At 61.0% G+C, this 25,237-nt stretch carries 21 protein-coding genes and 1 pseudogene; 17 read left to right on the top strand and 5 right to left on the bottom strand.

What is annotated here, in order from left to right:
- The first annotated feature begins 58 nt into the window (after positions 1-58).
- From PSH64_RS01880 to PSH64_RS01965, 17 genes are all read left to right on the top strand, one after another.
- Positions 59-1,027, top strand: a complete 969-nt coding sequence (locus PSH64_RS01880) for an ABC transporter substrate-binding protein (RefSeq protein WP_305479769.1) — start codon at positions 59-61, stop codon at positions 1,025-1,027.
- A gap of 70 nt (positions 1,028-1,097) precedes the next feature.
- Positions 1,098-1,949 carry a proline/glycine betaine ABC transporter permease gene (locus PSH64_RS01885; RefSeq protein ID WP_008058061.1) on the top strand — a complete coding sequence of 284 codons (852 nt, stop codon included), beginning with the start codon at positions 1,098-1,100 and terminating at the stop codon, positions 1,947-1,949.
- Entirely contained in the window at positions 1,946-2,776 is an 831-nt protein-coding gene (locus tag PSH64_RS01890; protein WP_305479770.1) for a glycine betaine/L-proline ABC transporter ATP-binding protein, read from the top strand. The genes PSH64_RS01885 and PSH64_RS01890 overlap by 4 nt, the downstream gene beginning before the upstream one ends.
- 170 nt (positions 2,777-2,946) lie before the next feature.
- Positions 2,947-4,485, top strand: coding sequence for a histidine ammonia-lyase (gene hutH, locus PSH64_RS01895; RefSeq protein WP_305479771.1), 1,539 nt, complete (start codon positions 2,947-2,949; stop codon positions 4,483-4,485).
- 111 nt (positions 4,486-4,596) lie between these two features.
- On the top strand, positions 4,597-6,135 hold the full coding sequence (gene hutH / locus PSH64_RS01900) for a histidine ammonia-lyase (protein ID WP_305479773.1): 1,539 nt from the start codon (positions 4,597-4,599) through the stop codon (positions 6,133-6,135).
- A gap of 82 nt (positions 6,136-6,217) precedes the next feature.
- Entirely contained in the window at positions 6,218-7,627 is a 1,410-nt protein-coding gene (locus tag PSH64_RS01905; RefSeq protein WP_305479774.1) for an amino acid permease, read from the top strand.
- A gap of 17 nt (positions 7,628-7,644) precedes the next feature.
- Positions 7,645-8,850 (top strand): imidazolonepropionase, encoded by a 1,206-nt coding sequence (hutI, locus tag PSH64_RS01910; RefSeq protein WP_305479775.1) that lies wholly within the window; start codon positions 7,645-7,647, stop codon positions 8,848-8,850.
- Between the two features lie 10 nt (positions 8,851-8,860).
- Positions 8,861-9,664 carry an N-formylglutamate deformylase gene (gene hutG, locus PSH64_RS01915; protein ID WP_305479776.1) on the top strand — a complete coding sequence of 268 codons (804 nt, stop codon included), beginning with the start codon at positions 8,861-8,863 and terminating at the stop codon, positions 9,662-9,664.
- Positions 9,665-9,921: 257 nt separating this feature from the next.
- Entirely contained in the window at positions 9,922-10,869 is a 948-nt protein-coding gene (locus PSH64_RS01925; protein WP_305479777.1) for a choline ABC transporter substrate-binding protein, read from the top strand.
- 112 nt (positions 10,870-10,981) lie between these two features.
- Complete coding sequence (locus tag PSH64_RS01930; protein ID WP_305479778.1) at positions 10,982-11,902, top strand: alpha/beta hydrolase; 921 nt, start codon at positions 10,982-10,984, stop codon at positions 11,900-11,902.
- A gap of 115 nt (positions 11,903-12,017) precedes the next feature.
- A complete protein-coding gene (gene pip, locus PSH64_RS01935) occupies positions 12,018-12,989 on the top strand; it encodes a prolyl aminopeptidase (protein WP_105340610.1) in 972 nt (323 codons plus the stop codon).
- Positions 12,986-13,423, top strand: coding sequence for a D-aminoacyl-tRNA deacylase (gene dtd / locus PSH64_RS01940; protein WP_105340609.1), 438 nt, complete (start codon positions 12,986-12,988; stop codon positions 13,421-13,423). Before pip ends, dtd begins: the two co-directional genes overlap by 4 nt.
- Positions 13,424-13,744: 321 nt before the next feature.
- Complete coding sequence (locus tag PSH64_RS01945; protein WP_105340608.1) at positions 13,745-15,559, top strand: glucan biosynthesis protein G; 1,815 nt, start codon at positions 13,745-13,747, stop codon at positions 15,557-15,559.
- The gene (gene mdoH, locus PSH64_RS01950) at positions 15,552-18,122 is read left to right on the top strand and encodes a glucans biosynthesis glucosyltransferase MdoH (RefSeq protein WP_105340607.1); all 2,571 of its coding nucleotides are present in this window, start codon (positions 15,552-15,554) and stop codon (positions 18,120-18,122) included. Before PSH64_RS01945 ends, mdoH begins: the two co-directional genes overlap by 8 nt.
- A gap of 228 nt (positions 18,123-18,350) precedes the next feature.
- On the top strand, positions 18,351-19,148 hold the full coding sequence (locus PSH64_RS01955; RefSeq protein WP_305479779.1) for a transporter substrate-binding domain-containing protein: 798 nt from the start codon (positions 18,351-18,353) through the stop codon (positions 19,146-19,148).
- Positions 19,149-19,315: 167 nt separating this feature from the next.
- On the top strand, positions 19,316-20,275 hold the full coding sequence (locus PSH64_RS01960) for an amino acid ABC transporter permease (protein WP_305479780.1): 960 nt from the start codon (positions 19,316-19,318) through the stop codon (positions 20,273-20,275).
- Positions 20,268-21,002, top strand: coding sequence for an amino acid ABC transporter ATP-binding protein (locus PSH64_RS01965; protein ID WP_105340604.1), 735 nt, complete (start codon positions 20,268-20,270; stop codon positions 21,000-21,002). Before PSH64_RS01960 ends, PSH64_RS01965 begins: the two co-directional genes overlap by 8 nt.
- 158 nt (positions 21,003-21,160) lie before the next feature.
- Here the strand turns inward: PSH64_RS01965 and PSH64_RS30340 are convergent, their stop codons facing one another.
- From PSH64_RS30340 to tatB, 5 genes and pseudogenes are all read right to left on the bottom strand, one after another.
- Positions 21,161-22,033, bottom strand: coding sequence for a methyl-accepting chemotaxis protein (locus PSH64_RS30340; protein WP_370694469.1), 873 nt, complete (start codon positions 22,031-22,033; stop codon positions 21,161-21,163).
- Positions 22,034-22,066: 33 nt separating this feature from the next.
- A pseudogene (locus PSH64_RS30345) lies at positions 22,067-23,077 on the bottom strand (methyl-accepting chemotaxis protein); the annotation flags it as partial.
- Between the two features lie 207 nt (positions 23,078-23,284).
- Positions 23,285-23,992, bottom strand: a complete 708-nt coding sequence (locus tag PSH64_RS01975; RefSeq protein WP_018929166.1) for a 16S rRNA (uracil(1498)-N(3))-methyltransferase — start codon at positions 23,990-23,992, stop codon at positions 23,285-23,287.
- Positions 23,989-24,783 (bottom strand): twin-arginine translocase subunit TatC, encoded by a 795-nt coding sequence (gene tatC, locus PSH64_RS01980; RefSeq protein WP_007936792.1) that lies wholly within the window; start codon positions 24,781-24,783, stop codon positions 23,989-23,991. Before tatC ends, PSH64_RS01975 begins: the two co-directional genes overlap by 4 nt.
- Entirely contained in the window at positions 24,780-25,232 is a 453-nt protein-coding gene (gene tatB / locus PSH64_RS01985) for a Sec-independent protein translocase protein TatB (RefSeq protein WP_305479781.1), read from the bottom strand. The genes tatC and tatB overlap by 4 nt, the downstream gene beginning before the upstream one ends.
- Positions 25,233-25,237: the final 5 nt, after the last annotated feature.

The raw sequence follows: 25,237 nt of genomic DNA on the forward strand, positions 1-25,237 counted from the left end.
ACAGGGCTGGATGCCTCTTGACTGCCGTAAGCCAACTCATGATTAGGAGCGTCACACAATGAAATCGAACAAGACCCTGCTGACCACATTGCTTTCCATGGGCCTGCTGGCCAGTGCCGGTGCTACCCAAGCGGCTGGCTGGTGCGAATCGGGTAAACCGGTGAAATTCGCCGGCCTGAACTGGGAAAGCGCCATGCTGCTGACCGACGTGCTGCAAGTCGTGTTGGAGAAAGGCTACGACTGCAAGACCGACAGCCTGCCAGGCAACTCCATCACCATGGAAAACGCCCTGAGCAGCAACGATATCCAGGTGTTCGCCGAAGAGTGGGTCGGCCGTAGCGAAGTCTGGAACAAGGCCGAGAAGGCCGGCAAGGTCGTCGGTGTCGGCGCTCCGGTGGTGGGTGCCGTCGAAGGCTGGTACGTGCCGCGCTACGTGATCGAAGGCGACGCCAAGCGCAAACTGGAAGCCAAGGCGCCGGACCTGAAAAACATTGCCGACCTGGCCAAGTATTCCGCGCTGTTCAAGGACGCCGAAGAGCCTTCCAAGGGCCGTTTCTACAACTGCCCGGCCGGTTGGACCTGCGAGCTGGATAACAGCGAAATGCTGAAAAGCTACGGCCTGGAAAACAGCTACACCAACTTCCGTCCAGGCACCGGCCCGGCGCTGGATGCGGCGGTGCTGTCGAGCTACAAGCGTGGCGAGCCGATCCTGTTCTACTACTGGTCGCCAACCCCGCTGATGGGCCAGATCGACGTGGTCAAACTGGAAGAAAAACCGGGTGTCGACAAGCGCGTGACCATCAAGGTCGGCCTCTCCAAGACTTTCCACGAGCAGGCCCCGGAACTGGTGACCGTGCTGGAAAAGGTCAACCTGCCGATCGACCTGTTGAATCAGAACCTGGGGCGTATGGCCAAAGAGCGGATCGAGTCGCCAAAACTGGCCAAGATCTTCTTGAAGGAACATCCTGAAGTCTGGCACGCGTGGGTGAGCGAAGACGCAGCCAAGAAAATCGACGCGGCCTTGTAGGTTGAGCCTCTCCGACTGTCGGCAACGGCAGTCGGATGCTTGATCGCAACCCCTTGATTGAGAGTCTCTTATGTTTCCCGAAAGCTTTACCTTTTCCATCGCCGACTGGGTCAATGGTTGGGTCGATTCGCTGGTTACCAACTACGGCGACGTATTCCGCAGCATCTCCGACACCCTGCTGTGGGCCATCGTCAACCTTGAGGGGTTGCTGCGTGCGGCGCCCTGGTGGCTGATGCTGGCGATCGTGGCGGGCGTGGCCTGGCACGCGACCCGCAAAGTCGTGACCACGGCAGTTATCGTCGGTCTGTTGTTTCTGGTAGGCGCGGTCGGCCTCTGGGACAAGCTGATGCAGACCCTGGCGTTGATGATGGTGGCGACGGTCATCTCGGTGCTGATCGGCATTCCGTTGGGCATTCTTTCTGCGCGCAGCAATCGCCTGCGTTCGGTGTTGATGCCGTTGCTGGACATCATGCAAACCATGCCGAGCTTCGTGTACCTGATCCCGGTGCTGATGCTGTTCGGCCTGGGCAAGGTCCCGGCGATTTTCGCTACCGTTATTTACGCTGCGCCGCCGCTGATCCGCCTGACCGATCTGGGTATTCGCCAGGTTGACGGTGAAGTGATGGAAGCGATCAACGCCTTCGGTGCCAACCGCTGGCAGCAACTGTTCGGCGTGCAACTGCCGCTGGCCCTGCCGAGCATCATGGCCGGGATCAACCAGACCACCATGATGGCCCTGTCGATGGTGGTGATCGCCTCGATGATCGGTGCCCGTGGCTTGGGTGAAGATGTGTTGGTAGGGATTCAGACCCTCAACGTCGGACGTGGCCTTGAGGCCGGTCTGGCGATCGTGATTCTGGCAGTGGTGATCGACCGCATTACACAGGCGTACGGTCGTGCACGGCATGAGGTGAGCAAATGAGCAGCGCAGCCATCAGCAAGATCGAAGTCAAAAACGTCTTCAAGATTTTCGGCAACCGTTCCAAGGATGCGCTGGCGATGATTAGCCAGGGCAAAACCAAAGACCAGGTGCTGGCCGAAACCGGTTGCGTGGTCGGCGTGAATGACCTGTCGTTGAGCATCGCCACCGGCGAGATCTTCGTGATCATGGGCCTGTCGGGTTCCGGCAAGTCGACCCTGGTGCGCCACTTCAACCGCCTGATCGACCCCACCAGCGGTGCGATCCTGGTGGACGGCGTGGACATCCTGCAATACGACATGGAAGCCCTGCGCGAATTTCGCCGGCACAAGATCAGCATGGTATTCCAGAGCTTCGGCCTGCTGCCGCACAAGACCGTGCTGGATAACGTCGCCTACGGCCTGAAAGTGCGTGGCGAGAGCAAGCAGGTGTGTGCCGAACGCGCGCTGCACTGGATCAACACCGTGGGCCTGAAGGGCTACGAAAACAAATACCCGCATCAGCTTTCCGGCGGCATGCGCCAGCGTGTGGGCCTGGCGCGGGCACTGGCGGCGGACACCGACATCATCCTGATGGACGAAGCCTTCAGCGCCCTCGACCCGCTGATCCGCGCTGAAATGCAGGATCAGTTGCTGGAACTGCAAAAGACCCTGCACAAGACCATCGTCTTCATCACCCACGACCTCGACGAGGCCGTGCGTATCGGCAACCGCATCGCGATCCTCAAGGATGGCCGGCTGATTCAGGTCGGTACGCCACGGGAGATCCTGCATTCGCCGGCGGACGAGTATGTAGACCGGTTCGTACAGCGGCGGGCGGCGGTGGTTTAAAGGTTTGCGGTGATTGTGCTGGCCTCTTCGCGAGCAAGCCCGCTCCCACATTGGATTGTTGGTGTATTAAAAATTTGTGTTCTACACAGATCCAGTGTGGGAGCGGGCTTGCTCGCGAAGGCGGCGGTGAAGCTGCATCAAATATTCAAGTTGTACGCACGAGGTCAATGATGTCCCAGGCTGAAAAAATCGTTATCGCCGATGCCCCGTTGCGTTGGCAGGATGTGGTCGCGGTCGCCCGCCATGGCGCGCAGCTCGAGCTGTCGGCCCAAACCTGGGCGCGGATCGAAAATGCCCAGGCGATCGTCCAGCGCATCGTCGCCAGCGGCGAGCGCGCCTATGGCGTCAACACCGGCCTGGGCGCCTTGTGCAACGTTTCGCTCAAGGACGAACAACTCAGCCAACTGTCGCGCAACACCCTGCTCAGCCATGCCTGTGGCGTTGGCGCACCGCTGGCCGACGAACAGACCCGCGCGATTATTTGCGCCGCGATCCACAACTACAGCCACGGCAAATCCGGCATTCATCGCCGGGTGGTCGAAGCGTTGCTGGCGCTGCTCAATCGCGGCATCACCCCGCAAGTGCCGTCCCAGGGGTCGGTCGGTTACCTGACCCACATGGCCCACATTGGCATCGCGCTGCTGGGCGTCGGCAATGTCAGCTATCGCGGGCAGATCGTTTCCGCACAACAAGCCTTGGCCGAAGAAGGGCTGCAACCGGTTCAACTGGGTGCCAAAGATGGTTTGTGCCTGGTCAACGGCACACCGTGCATGACTGGCCTCAGCTGCCTGGCCCTGGCCGATGCAACCCGTCTCGTGCAGTGGGCCGACGTGGTCGGCGCCATGAGCTTCGAAGCCCAGCGTGGCCAGATTGCCGCGTTCGATGCCGAGATCATTGCGCTCAAACCGCATCCGGGCATGCAACAGGTGGGTATCAATCTGCGAGCGTTGCTCGACGGCAGTGAAGTGATCGCCAGCAGCAAAGGCATTCGCACTCAGGATGCGCTGAGCATTCGCTCGATTCCGCAAGTGCACGGCGCTGCCCGCGATCAGCTGGAACACGCCAGAAAACAGATCGAAACCGAGCTCAACTCCGCGACCGACAACCCGTTGCTGCTGGGCACGCCGGACAATTTCCGCGTCATGTCCCAGGCCAATCCACACGGCCAATCGGTTGCTTTGGCGGCTGACTTGCTGGCGATCGCCATGGCCGAAATCGGTTCCATCGCCGAACGTCGCCTGGACCGCCTGGTCAACCCGCACGTCAGCGGTTTGCCGGCCTTTCTGGTGGCCAATCCGGGTGTGAACTCCGGGATGATGATCGTGCAATACGTCGCCGCGTCACTGTGCGCGGAAAACCGCCAATTGGCACAACCGGCGGTGCTCGATAACTATGTCACTTCGGGCTTGCAGGAGGACCATCTGAGCATGGGCACCAACGCTGCGCTGAAGCTGCATCGCGCATTGGAAAACTGCACGCAGATCCTCGCCATCGAATACTTGTTGGCAGCTCAGGCTTTTGAATTCTTGAAGGCTGACTTTTCCAAGGGCTCGGGTTTTGGCGCCGGCACCGGTGCCGCGTGGCGCCTGCTGCGCGAACGTATTCCGGCCTATGACCAGGACCGCTGGCTGGCACCGGACATCGCCTGCGCCGCTGCTGTTTTGAAAGACCCGATTTTGCTGCACAAGGCTTTACCGAACCTCAACTGATTTCCACCACACCAGCGTGCCAAGGCGCGGCCCCCCAAAAAGGTGGGAAGCGACGGACAACGGACATCTCCGGAGCGTCTGGTGAGTTAATAAAAAACTCTCAAAAGGAGAATGAATGTGACTGCGCTTAATTTGATTCCCGGCCAACTGAGCCTTGCCCAACTGCGTGATGTTTATCAGCAACCGGTGAAAATCACCCTCGACGAAAGCGCTGCGGCGCAAATCGAAGCCAGTGTTGCCTGCGTGGAACAGATTCTCGCCGAGAACCGCACCGCGTATGGCATCAACACCGGTTTCGGCCTGCTGGCCTCGACCCGCATCGCCAGCGAAGACCTGGAAAACCTCCAGCGCTCGCTGGTGCTGTCCCATGCCGCCGGTGTCGGCGAGCCGATCAGCGACGCTTTGGTGCGGTTGGTCATGGTGCTCAAGGTCAACAGCCTGAGCCGTGGTTTCTCCGGCATTCGTCGGCAGGTGATCGATGCCCTGATCGCACTGATCAATGCCGAGGTTTACCCGCATATTCCTCTGAAAGGTTCAGTCGGTGCATCCGGCGACCTGGCGCCGTTGGCGCATATGTCGCTGGTGCTGTTGGGCGAAGGCAAGGCGCGTTACAAAGGTGAATGGCTGCCCGCCACCGAAGCGCTGAAAGTCGCCGGTCTGACGCCGCTGACCCTGGCAGCGAAAGAAGGCCTGGCGCTGCTTAACGGCACTCAGGTGTCCACCGCCTACGCCCTGCGTGGCCTGTTCGAAGGCGAAGATCTGTTCGCCGGCGCCCTGGCCCTTGGCGGCCTGACGGTCGAAGCGGTACTGGGCTCGCGCTCGCCATTCGACGCGCGCATCCACGCGGCTCGTGGCCAGAAAGGCCAGATCGACGCCGCTGCTGCTTACCGCGATTTGCTGGGCGAGCGCAGTGAAGTGTCCGACTCGCACCAGAACTGCGAAAAGGTCCAGGACCCGTACTCCCTGCGTTGCCAACCGCAGGTCATGGGCGCCTGCCTGACCCAGTTCCGTCAGGCCGCCGAAGTGCTCGCCATCGAAGCCAACGCCGTATCGGACAACCCATTGGTGTTCGCCGCTGAAGGCGACGTGATTTCCGGCGGTAACTTCCACGCCGAGCCGGTGGCCATGGCCGCCGACAACATGGCCCTGGCCATCGCCGAAATCGGTTCCCTGAGCGAGCGCCGCATCTCGCTGATGATGGACAAGCACATGTCGCAACTGCCGCCGTTCCTGGTGGCCAATGGCGGCGTGAACTCCGGTTTCATGATCGCCCAGGTGACTGCGGCGGCACTGGCCAGCGAGAACAAGGCGCTGTCCCATCCGCATTCGGTGGACAGCCTGCCGACTTCCGCCAACCAGGAAGACCACGTGTCCATGGCGCCGGCTGCCGGCAAGCGTCTGTGGGAAATGGCCGAGAACACTCGCGGGATTCTCGCGGTGGAATGGTTGGCCGCGGCCCAGGGGCTGGACCTGCGCGACGGTCTGAAAACTTCGCCAAAACTGGAAAAAGCCCGGGCGATCCTGCGTGCTGAAGTGCCGTTCTATGAGAAGGACCGCTTCTTTGCGCCGGACATCAATGCGGCCAGTGAGTTGTTGGCGACGCGTTGCCTGAATGACCTGGTGACGGCGAAGTTGCTGCCTAGCCTGTAATAGCTCCTTCCCTGATGATCGTTCCCACGCGGAGCGTGGGAACGATCATTTAGCGTCGAATAAGAATAATTAAGGACGAGAGATGCAACAGCCAGCAAAAGGTTTGAAACGCGGGCTCTCTGCCCGACATATTCGCTTCATGGCACTGGGGTCGGCGATCGGCACCGGGCTGTTTTACGGTTCTGCCTCGGCTATTCAAATGGCCGGCCCCGCGGTCCTGCTCGCTTACCTGATCGGTGGCGCGGCGGTGTTCATGGTCATGCGCGCCCTTGGCGAGATGGCGGTGCATAACCCGGTGGCCGGTTCATTCGGCCAGTACGCCAGCACCTACCTGGGGCCAATGGCGGGCTTTATCCTCGGTTGGACCTACGCATTTGAAATGGTCATCGTCGGTATGGCCGACGTGACCGCATTCGGCATTTACATGGGTTTCTGGTTTCCGGAAGTCTCCCGCTGGATCTGGGTGCTGGGCATCGTTTCGGTGGTCGGCGGCTTGAACCTGTGCAACGTCAAAGTCTTCGGCGAAATGGAGTTCTGGTTGTCGCTGCTCAAGGTCGCGGCCATCGTCGCGATGATCCTCGGCGGTTTCGGCATCATGCTGTTCGGCATCAGCAATGCGCCCGGTGCCCAGGCGACCGATATCAGCAACCTCTGGACCCAGGGCGGCTTCATGCCCAATGGCGTGGGCGGCCTGATCGCCTCGTTTGCGGTGGTGATGTTTGCCTTTGGCGGTATTGAAATCATCGGCGTTACCGCCGGTGAAGCCAAAGACCCGCAGCATGTGCTGCCTCGCGCGATCAATACCGTACCGTTGCGCATCCTGCTGTTCTACGTGCTGACGATGCTGGTGCTGATGTCGATCTTCCCGTGGCAGCAGATCGGCAGCCAAGGCAGCCCGTTCGTGCAGATTTTCGACAACCTGGGGATCAGCTCGGCGGCGACCATCCTCAACATCGTGGTGATCTCGGCGGCGGTGTCGGCCATCAACAGTGACATCTTCGGTGCGGGCCGCATGATGTATGGCCTGGCTCAGCAAGGCCACGCCCCGAAAGGCTTCGCCCGCGTGTCGCGCAATGGCGTGCCGTGGTTGACGGTGATGGTGATGAGCTGCGCGCTGTTGCTGGGTGTGTTGCTGAACTACCTGATCCCGGAAAACGTCTTTCTGCTGATCGCCTCCATCGCGACTTTTGCCACGGTGTGGGTCTGGCTGATGATTCTGTTCACCCAGGTGGCCATGCGTCGCTCCATGAGTGCCGAGCAGGTCGCACAATTGAAATTCCCGGTGCCGTTCTGGCCCTATGCGCCGATGGCGGCGATTGCCTTCATGCTGTTCATCTTCGGCGTGCTGGGCTATTTCCCCGACACCCAGGCGGCGTTGATCGTCGGCGTGGTCTGGATTGTGTTGCTGGTGCTGGCCTATCTGACGTGGGTCAAACCGGCGGCAGGGCAGGCGGTACCGGTGGAGCAGGAACCTTCTTTTTCTCATCGATAACCTAACGGAGGCCAAGGATGAAAACGCTCTGGCAACACTGCCACGTCGCAACCATGGCGCAAGGCGTCTACTCGATCATCGAGGATGCGGCCATCGTGACGTCCGGTGCGCACATTCAGTGGATTGGTCCGCGCGATGAACTGCCGGCTGGTGAGTACCCGGCCGTCAATGACCTCAAGGGGGCCTGGGTCACTCCGGGCCTGATCGACTGCCACACCCACACGGTGTTCGGCGGCAACCGCAGCGGCGAATTCGAGCAGCGCCTGCAAGGCGTCAGCTACGCGGAAATCGCCGCAGCCGGCGGCGGCATTGCCAGCACCGTGCGCGCCACCCGTGCCGCCAGTGAAGATGAGCTGTTCGCCAGCGCTGCCAAGCGGCTGAAAAGCCTGATGCGCGATGGCGTGACCACGGTCGAAATGAAATCCGGCTACGGCCTGGACCTGGCCAGCGAACGCAAGATCCTGCGGGTGATCCGTCGTCTCGGCTCCGAGCTACCCGTCAGCGTGCGCAGCACGTGCCTGGCGGCCCACGCCTTGCCGCCGGAATACGTCGACCGCGCCGACGCGTACATCGATCACATCTGCAGCGAAATGCTCCCGGCCCTGGCGGCTGAAGGGCTGGTGGATGCGGTGGACGCTTTCTGTGAATACCTGGCGTTTTCGCCAGAGCAGGTCGAGCGGGTGTTCGTCGCCGCGCAGAATCTTGGCTTGCCGGTGAAGCTGCACGCCGAGCAATTGTCGTCGTTGCACGGTTCGAGCCTGGCGGCGCGTTACCACGCGCTGTCCGCCGATCATCTGGAATTCATGACCGAAGACGACGCCATTGCCATGGCCAAGTCCGGCACCGTCGCGGTACTGCTGCCCGGCGCGTTTTACTTCCTGCGGGAAACCCAATTGCCGCCGATGGAAGCCCTGCGCAAACACGGTGTGAAAATCGCCATCGCCAGCGACCTCAACCCGGGCACTTCGCCGGCGTTGTCGTTGCGCTTAATGCTGAACATGGCCTGCACCTGCTTGCGCATGACCCCGGAAGAGGCGCTGGCGGGCGCAACTATCCACGCGGCCACCGCGTTGGGCATGGGCCAAACCCACGGTTCGCTGGAAGCCGGCAAGGTCGCAGACTTCGTCGCCTGGCAAATCGATCGTCCGGCCGACCTGTCGTACTGGTTGGGTGGCGATCTGGAAAAACGCGTCGTGCGTCACGGCGTTGAAACAAGCGTTTAGGAGAGCAGTTGTGGATAAGGTTCTGAACTTCAAACAAGGCCGCGTGCCGCTGCTGATCAGCATGCCCCACGCCGGCCTGCGCCTGACTCCTGCGGTGGAAGCGGGGTTGATCCCCGACGCGAAAAGCCTGCCGGATACGGACTGGCACATCCCACGGCTTTACGAGTTTGCCGACGAACTGGGCGCCAGCACCCTGGCGGCCGAGTACTCGCGGTTTGTCATCGATTTGAACCGGCCGTCCGACGACAAGCCTTTGTATGTCGGCGCCACCACTGGTCTGTATCCGGCGACGCTGTTCGACGGCGTGCCGTTGTTCCGCGAAGGCCTGGAGCCGTCGGCTGCAGAACGGGCAATGTATCTGGAGCAGATCTGGACGCCGTACCACCGCACCTTGCAGGAAGAACTGGCACGGCTGAAAGCCGAGTTCGGCTATGCGCTGCTGTTCGACGCGCACTCGATCCGCTCGATCATCCCGCACCTGTTCGACGGCAAGCTGCCGGACTTCAACCTCGGCACCTTCAACGGCGCCAGTTGCGATCCGCAGTTGGCCACACAGCTGGAAGCGATCTGCGCGAAGCACACCGATTACAGCCATGTGCTGAACGGTCGCTTCAAGGGCGGGCATATCACCCGGCATTACGGCAACCCGGCCGAGAACATTCATGCCGTGCAACTGGAGTTGGGCCAGTGCACCTATATGGAAGAGTTCCAGCCGTTCCGTTATCGCCCGGACCTGGCTGCACCGACGCAAGTGGTGCTCAGGGAGTTGCTGCAAGGGTTGTTGGCGTGGGGGCGGCAGCGATATCAAGCTTAAACACTGACCTGTGGGAGCGGGCTTGCTCGCGAAGAGGGCGTGTCAGTCGACATTAATGTTGCCTGGTACACCGCCTTCGCGAGCAAGCCCGCTCCCACAGGTCATCATTCGCCTCAATACCTGATCGGGACTGTCGCCACCGTGCAAAACACGGTCGCCACAGGTCACTTTTGCCGACTCGGCGCTGCGTAACGTTGTGGGCACGGTGCACAAAGACACCGGGCCCACAATAATCTGCTGCCGAGCGAGCCTTCCCGATGAAACGACTGTTCAACCGCTGTCTGTTAATCCTCACCGGCACTGCTCTTCTGAGCACCAGCGTTTTCGCTAACGACCCCGCTTCCTGCAAGACCGTGCGCATGGGCGTGGTCAACTGGACCGACGTCATCGCCACCAGCGGCATGGCCGATGTGCTGCTCAACGGTCTTGGCTACGAAAGCAAGCAAACCAGCGCCGTGCAACAAATCATCTTCGCCGGCATTCGCGACAAGCGTCTGGATATTTTCCTTGGTTACTGGAGACCGGCGATGGACAAGAACATCGCCCCGTTCGTCGCCGCCAATCAGGTGAAAGTCATGGACAAACCGAGCCTGGCCGACGCCCAGGCAACACTCGCCGTACCTGACTACGTCGCTGCCGCCGGCCTGAAAACCTTCGCCGATATCGCCAGATTCAAGGAGCAGCTCGGTGGCAAGATCTACGGCATCGAGCCGGGCAGCGGCGCCAACACCACCATCAAAACCATGATCGAGACCAACCGCTTTGGCTTGAAAGACTTCAAACTGATCGAGTCCGGTGAGGCCGGGATGCTTGCCGCCGTGCAACGGGCGGTCAATCGCAAGGAGTTCGTGGTATTCGTCGGCTGGACCCCGCATCCGATGAACATCAACATGAACATCGCCTACCTGACCGGCAGCGAAGACGTCTACGGCCCGAACGAAGGCGCGGCGACCGTTTCCACCGTGACCGCGCCGGACTATGCCGAGCGTTGCCCGAACGTGAACCGCCTGCTGGAAAACCTGACCTTCACCGCGGCTCAGGAAAGCCAGTTGATGGTGCCGATCATGGAACGCAAGACGCCGCAGGATGTCGCCAAACAGTGGTTGCGTGATCATCCCGAAGACCTTCAGCGCTGGCTGGCGGGTGTCAGCAGTTTCGATGGCAAGGATGGCGTGGCAACCGTTCAGGCCAGTTTGAAACACTGACTGGTCGAGCGAGACCAGCGTGGCGAGGAAACCGCTCCCACAGGGTTTTCGTCGCTCAAATCTCTCCCATCACCACAGACCCCCATTCCATTATTCGGCTGGCTGCAGGCTCATGGCTTCTTATCCTCTCTCCGAACAAATGGCGGCTTTCGTCGAGAAAACCGTCAGCTTCAACAGCACTGACAGCAGCCTCACGGGGTTACGTCAGGCCTACCACGAGATGTGCCGGGCGTTCACTCCGCCCTGTCCCGAGGGGCTTGAGGTGGTCGATTTCGAGTTGGCGGGAGTGGCGGTGCGCGCCTGGCAACCACCGGTTCCGCCGCCGACCAGCGGTTGGCCCTGCATTGTGTATCTGCATGGCGGCGGTTGGGTGGTGGGGGATCTGGATTCCCACGCCTTCATCTGCGCCGAACTGGCGTCGGCGCTCGGCGTACTGGTGATCGCCGTCGATTATCGGTTGGCGCCGGAGCATCCGTTTCCGGCAGCGTTCGATGATTGCCTGAGTGTCTGGCGAGCGCTGCAAACGGCGCCGTTTCAGCTCGACCCGGCGCGGACACTGGTGGCCGGCGACAGCGCTGGCGGCAACCTCGCCGCTGCGCTGTGCCTGGCCTTGCGCGATGCCGGCGAACTGGCGCCTTGTGCACAGGTGCTGATCTACCCGGGCCTGGGCGGTGATCATCGATTGCCGTCGCGCAGCGAATGCGCCGACGCGCCGTTGCTCAGCAGCGGTGATCTGGATTGTTATCACGCGTTGTATTTACGCGGAACCCGACAGCCGGGCGCTTATGCGATGCCGTTGCTCGGCGACGATTTCAGCGGTCTGCCGCCGGCATTGATCGCCGTGGCGCAGTTCGACCCGTTGCGCGATGACGGCGTGCTCTACGCCGAGCGACTCGACGCCGCCGGCGGGAGCGCAACGCTTTACTACGGAGAGGGGCTGGTCCACGGCTGTCTGCGGGCGCGGGGGCAGGTCGCCGAGGTCGACCGACTCTATGAAACCCTGCTCGGCTATTTGGCCGAGAAGACGGGCTGACAGACTCTGACGCTGCAAGGGGCATGCTCATTGAAGTAATTCGGGTTTATGATGCCGGACGGCAGAATAATAGAAGTCCCTACAGGGATGACCTCGACCCCTTACGGAGCGCGCAATGCAGACTTTGTACCCGCAGATCAAACCCCACGCCCGGCACGATCTGGCCGTCGATGAAACCCACACGCTGTATGTCGACGAAAGCGGTTCACCGGAAGGTTTGCCGGTAGTGTTCATTCACGGCGGCCCCGGTGCCGGGTGCGATGCGCAAAGCCGCCGGTATTTCGATCCGAACCTGTATCGCATCGTCACCTTCGACCAGCGCGGTTGCGGTCGCTCCACGCCCCACGCCAGCCTTGAGAACAACACCACCTGGGATCTGGTCGCCGACCTTGAGCGGATTCGCAAGCACCTGGGCATCGACAAATGGGTGCTGTTCGGCGGCTCCTGGGGTTCGACCCTGGCCCTGGCTTATGCGCAAACCCATCCGGAGCGCGTGCACGGTCTGATTCTTCGCGGGATTTTTCTCTGCCGCCCCCAGGAAATCGAGTGGTTCTACCAATGTGGCGCCAGTCGTCTGTTCCCCGATTACTGGCAGGACTACATCGCGCCGATCCCGCTGGACGAACGCGACGACTTGCTCACCGCTTTCCACAAACGCCTGGTCGGCAACGACCAGATCGCCCAGATGCATGCGGCCAAGGCCTGGTCCATCTGGGAAGGTCGTACCGCGACCCTGCGTCCGAATCCGCTGGTGGTCGACCGTTTCTCCGAACCTCAACGTGCGTTGTCCATCGCCCGTATCGAATGTCACTACTTCACCAACAACGCTTTCCTGGAGCCGAATCAGCTGATCCGCGACATGGGTAAGATCGCCCATTTGCCCGGCGTCATCGTCCATGGTCGCTATGACGTGATCTGCCCGCTGGACAACGCCTGGGAACTGCATCAAGCCTGGCCGAACAGCGAATTGCAGGTGATCCGCGACGCCGGCCATGCGGCGTCCGAACCGGGGATCACCGATGCATTGGTACGCGCCGCCGATCAGATGGCCCGTCGCTTGCTCGACCTGTCGCCTGACGAAGCATGAAGGCCCTGCTGCAACGCGTGCGCGGCGCGCGAGTCGAGATCGCGGGAGAGGTGGTTGGGGCGATAGATCAGGGGTTGCTGGTGCTGGTGGCGGTCGAACCCGACGATACGCGGGCCAGCGCCGACAAACTTCTGCATAAACTGCTTAACTATCGAGTATTCAGTGACGCCGAGGGCAAGATGAATCTGTCCCTGGCGGACGTGGGCGGCGGGTTGCTGCTGGTCTCGCAGTTCACCCTGGCCGCCGACACCAGGAACGGGTTGCGCCCAAGTTTTTCGACGGCGGCTCCTCCGGCCTTGGGTGAGGAACTTTTCGGCTATTTATTGGGCAAAGCGAAACAGGTGCATGGCACTGTGGCATCAGGTAGATTCGGCGCGGATATGCAGGTGCACCTGGTCAATGATGGCCCGGTAACCTTCCTGTTACAGACGTAAAAGCGCTTGAAACATCTTTTTAAGGGCATTTCGGCTGAAAACAGGGGTTTTTCCCGATAAATACTTGGTTTCCCCTGATGCGTTGTAACGCGGCCTACTAGATAATCGCGCGCTACGGGGATCAGCGTTCGTTGGTCCATTTTGACTTAGGTAGAGACTTGTCCGGGACCTGTTGGGGAATCATTTTGCCCCATGGGAGTCGGAACAATGCTCGCCAACTTGGCAAGAGTGGTTCGCAGGGTCGGTTTTTTAACACCGCACGCCTTGCTGACACTTTAACTGGCCGTTGGTTTTTTGATCTGTTTTCGGCGAGGGTTGCTCGTGATTGTTAGTCCCTGTAATGCACCAAAATTGTCTGCCAAACGGTTTCGAAACGCTCTGGTAGCGGGCTCTGCACTGCTCTGCCTGTTCAGCGCCGGCCAGCTTTGGGCATTCAATCTGGATGACGTATCGGTCAAGGCAAAAGAGCTGGCCGGGCAAAAATACGAAGCCCCGCGCAGTAACCTGCCGAATGAATTTCGTGAGATGAAATTCGCGGATTATCAAAAAATTCGCTTCCTCACCGAAAAAGCCGAATGGGCTAACCAGAAAACCCCATTCAAGCTGTCGTTCTATCATCAGGGCATGCACTTCGATACGCCGGTGAAAATCAACGAAATCACGGCCAACACCGTCGAAGAGATCAAATACGACCCAAGTCGTTTCGATTTCGGCGATGTGAAGTTCGACCCTAAAGCCACCGAACAGCTGGGTTATGCCGGCTTCCGTGTGCTCTACCCGATCAACAAGGCCGACAAGCAAGACGAAATCATGACCATGCTCGGCGCGAGTTACTTCCGCGTCGTCGGCAAGGGCCATACCTATGGCTTGTCCGCTCGCGGCATGGCCATCGATACCGCGTTGCCGTCCGGTGAAGAGTTCCCGCGTTTCACCGAGTTCTGGATTCAACAGCCGAAGCCGGGCGACAAGCACCTGGTGATCTTCGCCCTGCTGGATTCGCCGCGCGCCACCGGTGCCTATCGCCTGACCCTGCGTCCGGGCAGCGACACGGTCGTCGACGTCAAGGCCAAGATGTTCCTGCGTGACAAAGTCACCAAGCTTGGCGTTGCGCCGCTGACCAGCATGTTCCTGTTCGGCGCCAACCAGCCGTCGAAAGTGTTGAACTACCGTCGCGAACTGCACGACTCCAGCGGTCTGTCGATCCATGCCGGCAATGGCGAATGGATCTGGCGTCCACTGAACAACCCGAAACACTTGGCCGTGAGCAACTTCTCGATCGAGAACCCGCGTGGCTTCGGCTTGCTGCAACGTGGCCGTGACTTCAGCCACTACGAAGACCTGGACGACCGCTACGACAAGCGCCCAAGTGCCTGGATTGAACCGAAAGGCGATTGGGGCAAGGGCTCCGTCGATCTGGTGGAGATTCCTACCGCCGACGAAACCAACGACAATATCGTTGCTTTCTGGAGCCCGGAAAAACTGCCGGAGCCTGGCCAGTCCCTGGATGTCGCCTATCGCATGCACTGGACCATCGACGAAGCGGCCCTGCATTCGCCGGACAGCGCCTGGGTTCAACAGACCCTGCGTTCCACGGGTGATGTGAAGCAGTCGAACCTGATTCGTCAGCCGGACGGCAGCGTGGCCTATCTGGTGGATTTCGAAGGCCCGTCCCTGCAAGTCTTGCCGGAAGATGCCGAAGTGCGCAGCCAGGTGAGCGTTGGCGACAACGCGGAGCTGGTCGAAAACAGCGTGCGTTACAACCCTGAAACCAAGGGCTGGCGCCTGACCCTGCGGATGAAGATCAAGGATCCGGGCAAGTCCACCGAGATGCGTGCGGCACTGGTCAAGACCATCACGCCTGCCGAGGCGCTCAAGACCACGGCGCCGGCGTCCAGCTCTTCCGTTGCCAAGGCCGACAAGATCGCCGCCCGCCAGCAGGAGAAGAAGGACAAAGAAGCCAAGGAAGCCAAGCAAGCTGAAGCGCAAGCTCAGCAAGTCAAGGACACCAAGGACAAGGACAACAAAGACGCCAAGCAGCCTGTCGCTGCCGAAGCGGCCCCAGCCACAACGGAATCGGCACCGACTGAACAAGTCCTGACCGAGACCTGGAGCTATCAGTTGCCCGCCGATGAGTAATTCACAAATACAGCCACAAACGCTTGCCGAGTACCTGGCGCATCTGCCGATGACCGACGAGCAGCGCGCGGAACTCGCGGGCTGCAAGTCTTTCAGTGAACTGCATGAGCGTCTGTCGTCTTCGACGTTCGACGCACCGACCGAGGCCGCTCAGGCATCGGTCGGGCGGCGCCTGACCCTGAACACCGCCGAAGAACTGGTGGAGGCGGAAATGCTGGGGCTCGACGCCAGTGGCCGGGTTTGCCTCAAGGCGACCCCGCCGATCCGCCGGACCAAAGTCGTGCCGGAGCCGTGGCGCACCAATATTCTGGTGCGTGGCTGGCGTCGGCTGACCGGTCGCACCAATCCGCCGGCCGCGCCGAAGGATGAGAACGTGCTGCCGGCGGCTCGCTGGCGCACCGTCGGTTCGATCCGGCGCTACATTCTGCTGGTGCTGATGCTCGGTCAGACGATCGTCGCCGGCTGGTACATGAAAGGCATCATGCCGTACCAGGGCTGGTCGTTCGTCGATCTTGAAGAAGTGCTGCACCAACCGCTGCTGCAAACCGCGGCCCAGGTGCTGCCTTATGCGTTGCAAACCAGCATCCTGATCCTTTTCGGGATTCTGTTCTGCTGGGTGTCGGCCGGTTTCTGGACCGCGTTGATGGGCTTCCTCGAGTTGATCACTGGCCGTGACAAGTACCGCATTTCCGGTGCCAGCGCTGGCAACGAGCCGATCGCCAAGGACGCACGCACCGCATTGGTGATGCCGATCTGCAACGAAGACGTGCCGCGGGTGTTCGCTGGTTTGCGGGCGACCTTCGAGTCGGTTGCGGCCTCGGGTAACCTGGATCGCTTCGACTTTTTCGTGCTCAGTGACAGTAACGATGCCGACATTTGCGTCGCCGAGCAGCAGGCCTGGCTGGACGTCTGCCGTGAAGCCAAGGGCTTCGGCAAGATCTTCTACCGCCGCCGTCGCCGCCGCGTAAAACGTAAAAGCGGTAACCTCGATGACTTCTGCCGTCGTTGGGGCGGTGACTACAAGTACATGGTGGTGCTCGACGCCGACAGCGTGATGAGCGGCGAATGCCTGAGCAGCCTGGTGCGCCTGATGGAAGCCACGCCGGACGCCGGGATTATCCAGACCGCGCCGCGTGCGTCGGGCATGGACACCCTTTATGCGCGTATGCAGCAGTTCGCCACCCGTGTGTACGGTCCACTGTTCACCGCTGGCCTGCACTTCTGGCAGTTGGGCGAATCCCACTACTGGGGCCACAACGCAATCATCCGCATGAAGCCGTTCATCGAGCACTGCGCCCTGGCGCCGTTGCCCGGTAAAGGCGCGTTCGCCGGTGCGATTCTGTCCCACGACTTCGTCGAAGCGGCGCTGATGCGCCGTGCCGGCTGGGGCGTGTGGATTGCCTATGACTTGCCGGGCAGCTACGAAGAACTACCACCGAACCTGCTGGACGAACTCAAGCGTGACCGTCGCTGGTGCCACGGCAACCTGATGAACTTCCGGCTGTTCCTGGTCAAAGGCATGCACCCGGTACACCGCGCGGTGTTCCTGACAGGCGTGATGTCTTACTTGTCGGCGCCGTTGTGGTTCTTCTTTCTCGTGCTGTCGACAGCCCTGCTGGCGACCAACACGCTGATGGAGCCGCAGTACTTCCTGGAACCGCGCCAGCTCTATCCGCTGTGGCCACAATGGCACCCGGACAAGGCGATCGCACTGTTCTCGACGACTATCGTGCTGCTGTTCCTGCCGAAGCTGCTGAGCATCATCCTGATCTGGGCCAAAGGCGCGAAAGAGTTCGGTGGCAAGTTCAAGGTGACGCTGTCGATGCTGCTGGAGATGTTGTTCTCCATGCTGCTGGCGCCGGTGCGGATGATTTTCCACACCCGTTTCGTGCTCGCCGCGTTCCTCGGCTGGGCCGCGACCTGGAACTCGCCGCAACGTGACGACGACTCCACGCCGTGGAGCGAAGCGGTCAAGCGCCATGGTCCGCAAACCTTGCTGGGCTTCTTCTGGGCCCTGCTGGTGATCTGGCTGAACCCGAGCTTTCTCTGGTGGCTGGTGCCGATCGTCGGTTCGCTGATGCTGTCGATTCCGGTGTCGGTGATCTCCAGTCGTGTGGGTCTGGGCCTCAAGTCCCGTGACGAAAGCCTGTTCCTGATTCCTGAGGAATACGCGCCGCCTCAGGCGTTGCTGGCGACCGATCAATACACCCACGAAAACCGCTGGCACGCACTGCACGACGGCTTCGTCCGGTCGGTGGTCGATCCTCAGCAGAACGCGTTGGCATGTGCGTTGGCGACCTCCCGTCACCGTGAGGCCGAGCCGATCGAATGGCTGCGTATCGAGCGGGTTCGTCATGCGATGAAGGTCGGGCCCGAGGGGCTGACCAACAACGAACGCGTGGCGTTGTTGAGTGATCCGGTGGCGTTGGGTCGCTTGCATGAGCAGGTCTGGAACGAAGGCCATGCCGAGTGGCTGCAAGCCTGGCGCACATCGGTGGATGCCGATCCCCATGCGCCGCTGTTGCCGCTCAAGCCGTTGAGCGTGCAGCCTCAGTTGGCATAATGAAAAACCCCGCGAAAGCGGGGTTTTTTTTGTGCTGATGATCGTCCCCGTGTTCTGCGTGGGAGTGATCAAACAAATCTCCCTCAACCCCTTGTGCAAACGAACGAGTGCGTTAGCATCCGTCTCCGAATTGGTGCGCCCGGACAATTTTCTGTTCGTATCTGCCGGTTTTCCAAAGGAAATCTGCAGTTTGCGTGCCTTACAACGCGATGGTTTGGGGACTTGAAGATGAAGAAGTATCTGTCGATGCTGCTGGTCGGCGTCACGGCATTGGTTGCAGTCAGCGCGGCGCAGGCCGGTGCCATTGATGACGCGGTCAAGCGCGGCACGCTGAAAGTCGGCATGGACCCGACCTACATGCCATTCGAAATGACCAACAAGCGCGGCGAGATCATCGGCTTCGAAGTCGACATCCTCAAAGCCATGGCCAAGGCCATGGGCGTCAAACTGGAAATGGTTTCCACCGGCTACGACGGGATCATCCCGGCCCTGCTGACCGACAAGTTCGACATGATCGGCAGCGGCATGACCCTGACCCAGGAGCGCAACCTGCGCCTGAACTTCAGCGAGCCCTTCATCGTGGTTGGCCAGACGCTGCTGATCCGCAAGGAACTGGAAGGCACCATCAAGTCCTATAAAGACCTGAACACCGCCGACTACCGCATCACCTCCAAGCTTGGCACCACCGGCGAGATGGTCGCCAAAAAACTCATCTCCAAAGCCAAATACCACGGCTACGACAACGAGCAGGAAGCGGTGCTCGATGTGGTCAACGGCAAGGCCGACGCCTTCATCTACGACGCGCCTTACAACGTCGTGGCGGTGAACAAGGTCGGCAATGGCAAACTGGTGTTCCTCGACAAGCCGTTCACCTATGAGCCTCTGGCCTTCGGCCTGAAGAAGGGTGACTACGACAGCCTCAACTTCATCAACAACTTCCTGCACCAGATCCACGAAGACGGCACCTACGATCGCATCCATGACAAGTGGTTTAAAGACACCGCTTGGCTCAAGGACATGGAATAAGGCTGAGCAGGCGACCGGTCGCATAGACCGCGTCGCTCCATTCGCGGGCAAGCCCGCTCCCACAGTTGATCTGACTGAACACAATTTTTGTGTCCGGCGCGGACCCTGTGGGAGCGGGCTTGCCCGCGAAGGCGGCCTCCCAGGCAATACAAATCCCGGAACCTGCAATGAAACAGAAAAAAGCCCAATGGCCCTGGCACGTATTAACCGTGCTAGTGCTGATCGGCCTGGCCGGCGCGTTGTATTACGCCACCTCGCTGATGTCCTACGAATGGCGCTGGAACCGCGTGCCGCAGTACTTCGCCTACCACGCCGAGGAGTCCCAGCGCGCGGCCGACATCTCCACCGTCAGTGAGCTGGTGCGCAAGGGTGGCAAGGCTGAAGTCACCCTGCGCAATGATGCCGGGGATGAGCAGCACCTGACGGTCGACGACAACAGCCTGCAAGTCGCGCAAGGCGATGATGTGGCCGAAGGCGACGTGATCGGTGTGACCCGGCATTGGGCCGCCGGACCGCTGCTTTGGGGGCTTTGGACCACGTTGTGGCTGTCCCTGGTGTCAGGCCTGCTGGGTCTGCTGATCGGCTTGGCCACCGGGCTGTGCCGCCTGTCGAACAACCCGACCCTGCGCGACCTCTCGACGATCTACGTCGAACTGGTGCGCGGCACGCCGCTGTTGGTGCAGATTTTCATTTTCTACTTCTTCATCGGCACCGTGATGAACCTCTCCCGGGAGTTCGCCGGAATCGCCGCGTTGTCGCTGTTCACCGGTGCCTACGTGGCGGAGATCATCCGTTCCGGCGTGCAATCGATTGCACGCGGCCAGAACGAAGCAGCGCGCTCTCTCGGTTTGAGCGCTGGCCAGTCGATGCGCCACGTGGTGCTGCCGCAAGCATTCAAGCGCGTGCTGCCGCCGCTGGCCGGGCAGTTCATCAGTCTGGTCAAGGACACCTCGCTGGTGTCGGTGATCGCGATTACCGAACTGCTCAAAAGCGGTCGCGAAGTCATCACCACCTCGTTTTCGCCGTTCGAAATCCTGTTCTGCGTGGCTGGGTTGTACCTGTTGATCAATCTGCCGCTGTCGAAAATCGCCGGTCGGCTTGAGCGGAGGCTCGCGCAAAGTGATTGAAGTTCGCGATCTGATAAAAGTCTTCGACACCCGCGGCCAGGTGGTTCGCGCGGTGGACAACGTCACCACCCAAGTGGCGAAGGGCGAAGTATTGGTGGTGATCGGCCCGTCCGGTTCCGGCAAATCGACCTTTCTGCGCTGCTTGAATGGCCTGGAAGCGTTCGACTCCGGTTCGGTGAGCATCGACGGTCTGCAACTGGCCGATCCAAAAACCGACGTCAACGCTTACCGCCGCGAAGTCGGCATGGTGTTCCAGCATTTCAACCTGTTCCCGCACATGACCGTGCTGGAGAACCTCTGCCTGGCCCAGAAGGTCGTGCGCAAGCGCGGCAAGAAGGAGCGCGAGGCCAAGGCCCTGGCGTTGCTGGAAAAGGTCGGAATCGCTCAGAAGGCCCACGAGTTTCCATCGCGCCTGTCCGGTGGGCAGCAGCAGCGCGTGGCCATCGCCCGGGCATTGGCCATGGAGCCGAAGGTCATGCTGTTCGATGAGCCGACGTCGGCGCTCGATCCGGAAATGGTCGGTGAAGTGCTGGATGTGATGAAAACCCTGGCCGTGGAAGGCATGACCATGGTTTGTGTCACTCACGAAATGGGCTTCGCCCGGGAAGTGGCGGATCGGGTGCTGTTCTTCGATCACGGTAAATTGTTGGAAGACGCCTCGCCGGCCGAGTTCTTCGATGCACCGAAGGATCCGCGTGCGCAGGCGTTTTTGCGGCAGGTTTTATAGATTCAGCGCCTTTCAGGCCGCCTTCGCGAGCAAGCCCGCTCCCACATTGGATCTCCGGTGTTCACCTATAGCGAGCTCGCAGAAGATCCAATGTGGGAGCGGGCTTGCTCGCGAATGCATCACCCCGGTTTCAAGTGAACCGAGATATCAGCATCACCTCAAACCTTGAACCGTCCCACCAGCATCTGCAAATGCGTCCCCAACCGCGCCAGCTCAACGCTGGAGGCCGCGGTCTCTTCACTGGCGGCCGAGGTCTGCTCGGACACGTCACGCACGTTCAACACGCTGCGATTGATCTCCTCGGCCACCGCGCTCTGTTGTTCGGCGGCAGCGGCGATCTGCTGGTTCATCGACTGGATCGCCGACACGGTGCGGGTGATGCTTTCCAGCGAGCTACCCGCGCGGCGGGTCAGTTCGACGCTGCTGTCGGTCAGGCTGCGGCTGTTGTCCATGATCGTCGCCACTTGCTGAGTGCCGGTTTGCAGGCCGACGATCAGCTCTTCGATTTCTTCGGTGGACTTCTGGGTGCGCTGGGCCAGGCTGCGGACTTCGTCGGCGACCACCGCAAAGCCGCGACCGGCTTCACCGGCACGGGCGGCTTCGATGGCGGCGTTGAGCGCCAGCAGGTTGGTTTGCTGGGCCACGGATTTGATCACGTCGAGTACGCTGCCGATCTTGTCGCTTTCGCGCTTCAGGTCGCCCATGGCGGCGGTGGAGTTGCCGACTTCGAGGGCCAGGCGTTCGATCTGGGCGATGGCTTCGCCGACCACCCTGTCGCCCTCGCGGGCCTGCTGGTCGGCGGCGACGGCGGCTTCGGACGCTTCCTCGGCGTTACGCGCGACTTCCTGCACGGTGGCGGTCATTTCGTGCATGGCGGTGGCCACCTGATCGGTTTCAACCTTCTGGCTGTTGACCCCGGCGCTGGTCTGCTCGGTAACGGCAGACAGTTCTTCGGCGGCGCTGGCGATTTGGGTCACGCCGTCGCTGATGCCGCCGATCAGTTCTCGCAGGCCCAGGGTCATGCTTTGCATGGCGCGCTGTAGTTGGCCCAGCTCGTCCTGACGTTCGGAGATCAGGTTGTGGCTCAGGTCACCCGCGGCGACACGCTCGGCCACTTTGAGGGTCTGGCTCAGGGGAATGACGATCTGCCGGGTGATGGCCCAGGCCGCAAACAGACCAAAGGCCGACGCCAGGATGGTGGCCATCAGCAGCAGATTCTTGGCATGCGCCGTATCGGCGTCACGCACGGCGGTTTGCGAGGTGGTGAGCTTTTTGCTGACGTCGAACAGAATGTCGCCCTGGGCGCTCATGCGTTTGAAGGCGGCAGCGCTGGCGACCTGGGAGTCGCGGAACTGGCTGACAGCCGCGCGATAGGCCTTGAGCGAATCGGTCGCCTGTTGCAGGTTGGCGATGTGTTGCTCCGGCAGTTTGGATGGCAGGCTTTCGAGGTTTTTCAGGGCGTTGTCGATGGCGTCCAGTGCTGGCTGCTCGGCCTCGGGTTTGCCGCTGTAGGTGTAGCCGCGAACCTGGAAGCGCGCTTGCTGGATCAGTTTGCTCAGTTCGATCACGCTGTTGAATTGAGCGACGCTGTCGCCTTGCAACAGGGATTTTTCGACTTCAGCAACTCGGGCCACGGCGTTGTCGGCGGTGGCGCCCAGCTTGCTGCGCGCATCTTCGCGAGCGGTGGTGGTCTGGGTCAGATCGGCGAAGGCGCGTTTGTACTCGCTGACGGCGGCCACTTGTTGGTCGATCAATGCCACGTTGTCAGGTTGTTCGATCAGGGTGCGGGCGGTTTTCAGGCCGGCATCGAGTTTGCCGATCAGTTCGTTGACGGCGCCCGGTCCTTGTTCGCCGCGGCGCATGTCGTAGTCCAGACGGGCGAGGCGCAGGTCTTTGGTCAGCTCATTGAGGCTGGAAATAAACCCGAGCGTGTCGCCACGGCTGATCACACCGCTCAGGCCGGTCCAGCCGGTGAAGGTGATCAACAAGGTGAGAAGCAGCACCAGACCGAAGCCGACACCCAGTTTGCGATTGACGCTTACGTTCCCCAGTTTCTCGGCTAGCCAACGGTACATGCTGCAACTCCCCTCGGACCATTATTCGGTTTTATGGGGACTGTATCGGCAGGTAGACGCCATTCTGTAGACGCGGCGCGATGTTCGGGCGACGAAGATCCTGTGGGAGCGGGCTTGCTCGCGAAAACGGTATGTCAGGCGACATCAACATCAACTGTGCCGCCGTCTTCGTGAGCAAGCCCGCTCCCACTGGTGTGGTGTTTGACTTTAAAACAGCCGCGAAAGCAGTGCAGTGACGGCGGTTTCAACCCGCAGGATGCGCTCGCCAAGCTGCACCGGTTGCAAGCCGGCCTTGGCCAGCAGGTCGATTTCGTAGGGAATCCAGCCGCCTTCGGGGCCGATGGCCAGAGTCACGGGTTCGTCCAGGCCGCGGGGGCAGGGCGGGTAGTTACCGGGATGGCCGACCAGACCGAGGGTGCCTTCGGTAATGGCCGGCAGACGGTCTTCGACAAAAGGTTTGAAGCGCTTCTCGATGACGACCTCTGGCAGCACGCTGTCCCGGGCTTGTTCAAGACCCAGGATCAATTGCTCCCGAATCGCTTCCGGTTCCAGGAACGGGGTTTGCCAGAAGCTCTTCTCGACGCGATAGCTGTTCACCAGCACGATTCGTGGCACACCCATGGCGGCCACGGTCTGGAACACCCGACGGAGCATTTTCGGCCGTGGCAGGGCCAGTACCAGGGTCAGTGGCAGCTTGGCCGGCGGCGGTTGGTCGAGAGTGACGCGCAACTCGGCTTCGTCGGCGTCCAGGCGCAGTACTTCGGCGGCACCCATGAGCCCGCCGATTCGCCCGACGCGCATGCTGTCACCCACTTCACAGCGGTGGACTTCCTGCATATGAGTCAAGCGGCGATCGCGCAGGATCGCCCGGTCGGCCGCAATGAAATCGGCCTCCTCGAGGAGTAGCAGGTTCACGCTTGGGTCGCTGGCGGCTGGTCGTTGTGATCGTCAGCCGGTTTTTCGTCCGGGTGCTCGCCGCGCTTGCTGATCAGGCCGCCGAACAGGACGCCGATCTCGAACAGCAACCACATCGGTACGGCCAACAGCGTCTGCGAGAAGATGTCCGGCGGCGTCAGGATCATGCCGACCACGAAGCAACCGATGACCACGTACGGGCGGATCTTCTTCAGGTAAGTCACGTTGACCACGCCGATCCATACCAGCAATACCACGGCCACCGGGATTTCGAACGCCACGCCGAAGGCGAAGAACAGTGTCATGACGAAATCGAGGTAGCTGGTGATGTCGGTCATCATTTCCACGCCGGCCGGGGTGGCGGCGGCGAAGAACTTGAAGATCAGCGGGAACACCAGGAAATAGGCGAAGGCCATGCCGGTGTAGAACAGCAGGATGCTGGAGACCAGCAATGGCACGGCGATGCGCTTCTCATGCTTGTACAGGCCCGGCGCGATGAAGCCCCAGATCTGATGCAGGATCACCGGGATTGCCAGGAACAGCGAAACCATCATGGTCAGCTTCAGCGGCGTCAGGAACGGTGACGACACGTCGGTGGCGATCATCGTCGCGCCGGCCGGCAGGTATTGGCGCAGCGGCGTGGAGACGAAGGTGTAGATCTGCTGGGTGAAGGCGAACAACCCGGCGAAGATGATGAAAATCGCCGCTACACAGCGCAGCAGGCGGGTGCGCAACTCGGTGAGGTGCGAGACCAGTGGCATGTGCTGGTCGTTTTCGGGGAGATCGCTCATGGGGCTCGCGGCGGCAATGTTGGGTCATGAGGGGCGGGAGCTGTCGGCGCCGCCGCAGGAGAAACGGGTTCGACCGGCGCGATAACCGCTGCCGCTTCAGCGGCTTTTACGGTTTCTGTCGGTGCAGTGACAGGCGCAGCCTCGGCGACCGGCGCATGAATCGTCGGCGTCGTCACAGGTTCTACCGGCGTTGGTTCCTGCTGAGTCGGCGTGAAAATCTTCCGCGCCTCCTGTTCCAGGGACAGAATGTGCTCGTTGTGCAGTTGCCGGCGAATCTCGTCGGCACCGATTTCACGTTCAACTTCCTGTTTGATCGCGTTGAAGCTGCGCTTCAGCCGCCCGACCCACAGGCCGGCGGTGCGCGCAGCACCCGGCAGGCGCTCGGGGCCCAGCACCAGCAGGGCGACGAGGCCGACGAGCAGCAGTTCAGAGAAGCTGATACCAAACATTAGTC

The sequence above is a fragment of the Pseudomonas sp. FP1742 genome, assembly GCF_030687145.1.
Taxonomy (GTDB): Bacteria; Pseudomonadota; Gammaproteobacteria; order Pseudomonadales; family Pseudomonadaceae; genus Aquipseudomonas; species Aquipseudomonas frederiksbergensis_D.

What these genes read in the sequence shown, in the direction of transcription:
- PSH64_RS01885 (WP_008058061.1), top strand. Translation starts at nt 1,098, where the DNA reads ATGTTTCCCGAAAGCTTTACCTTTTCCATCGCCGACTGGGTCAATGGT.
- hutI (WP_305479775.1), top strand. Translation starts at nt 7,645, where the DNA reads ATGAAAACGCTCTGGCAACACTGCCACGTCGCAACCATGGCGCAAGGC.
- PSH64_RS01960 (WP_305479780.1), top strand. Translation starts at nt 19,316, where the DNA reads ATGAAACAGAAAAAAGCCCAATGGCCCTGGCACGTATTAACCGTGCTA.
- tatB (WP_305479781.1), bottom strand. Translation starts at nt 25,232, where the DNA reads ATGTTTGGTATCAGCTTCTCTGAACTGCTGCTCGTCGGCCTCGTCGCC.
- dtd (WP_105340609.1), top strand. Translation starts at nt 12,986, where the DNA reads ATGAAGGCCCTGCTGCAACGCGTGCGCGGCGCGCGAGTCGAGATCGCG.
- PSH64_RS01880 (WP_305479769.1), top strand. Translation starts at nt 59, where the DNA reads ATGAAATCGAACAAGACCCTGCTGACCACATTGCTTTCCATGGGCCTG.
- PSH64_RS01905 (WP_305479774.1), top strand. Translation starts at nt 6,218, where the DNA reads ATGCAACAGCCAGCAAAAGGTTTGAAACGCGGGCTCTCTGCCCGACAT.
- PSH64_RS01925 (WP_305479777.1), top strand. Translation starts at nt 9,922, where the DNA reads ATGAAACGACTGTTCAACCGCTGTCTGTTAATCCTCACCGGCACTGCT.
- tatC (WP_007936792.1), bottom strand. Translation starts at nt 24,783, where the DNA reads ATGAGCGATCTCCCCGAAAACGACCAGCACATGCCACTGGTCTCGCAC.
- PSH64_RS01955 (WP_305479779.1), top strand. Translation starts at nt 18,351, where the DNA reads ATGAAGAAGTATCTGTCGATGCTGCTGGTCGGCGTCACGGCATTGGTT.
- PSH64_RS01930 (WP_305479778.1), top strand. Translation starts at nt 10,982, where the DNA reads ATGGCTTCTTATCCTCTCTCCGAACAAATGGCGGCTTTCGTCGAGAAA.
- PSH64_RS01890 (WP_305479770.1), top strand. Translation starts at nt 1,946, where the DNA reads ATGAGCAGCGCAGCCATCAGCAAGATCGAAGTCAAAAACGTCTTCAAG.
- pip (WP_105340610.1), top strand. Translation starts at nt 12,018, where the DNA reads ATGCAGACTTTGTACCCGCAGATCAAACCCCACGCCCGGCACGATCTG.
- hutH (WP_305479771.1), top strand. Translation starts at nt 2,947, where the DNA reads ATGTCCCAGGCTGAAAAAATCGTTATCGCCGATGCCCCGTTGCGTTGG.
- hutH (WP_305479773.1), top strand. Translation starts at nt 4,597, where the DNA reads ATGAATGTGACTGCGCTTAATTTGATTCCCGGCCAACTGAGCCTTGCC.
- PSH64_RS30340 (WP_370694469.1), bottom strand. Translation starts at nt 22,033, where the DNA reads ATGCAAAGCATGACCCTGGGCCTGCGAGAACTGATCGGCGGCATCAGC.
- mdoH (WP_105340607.1), top strand. Translation starts at nt 15,552, where the DNA reads ATGAGTAATTCACAAATACAGCCACAAACGCTTGCCGAGTACCTGGCG.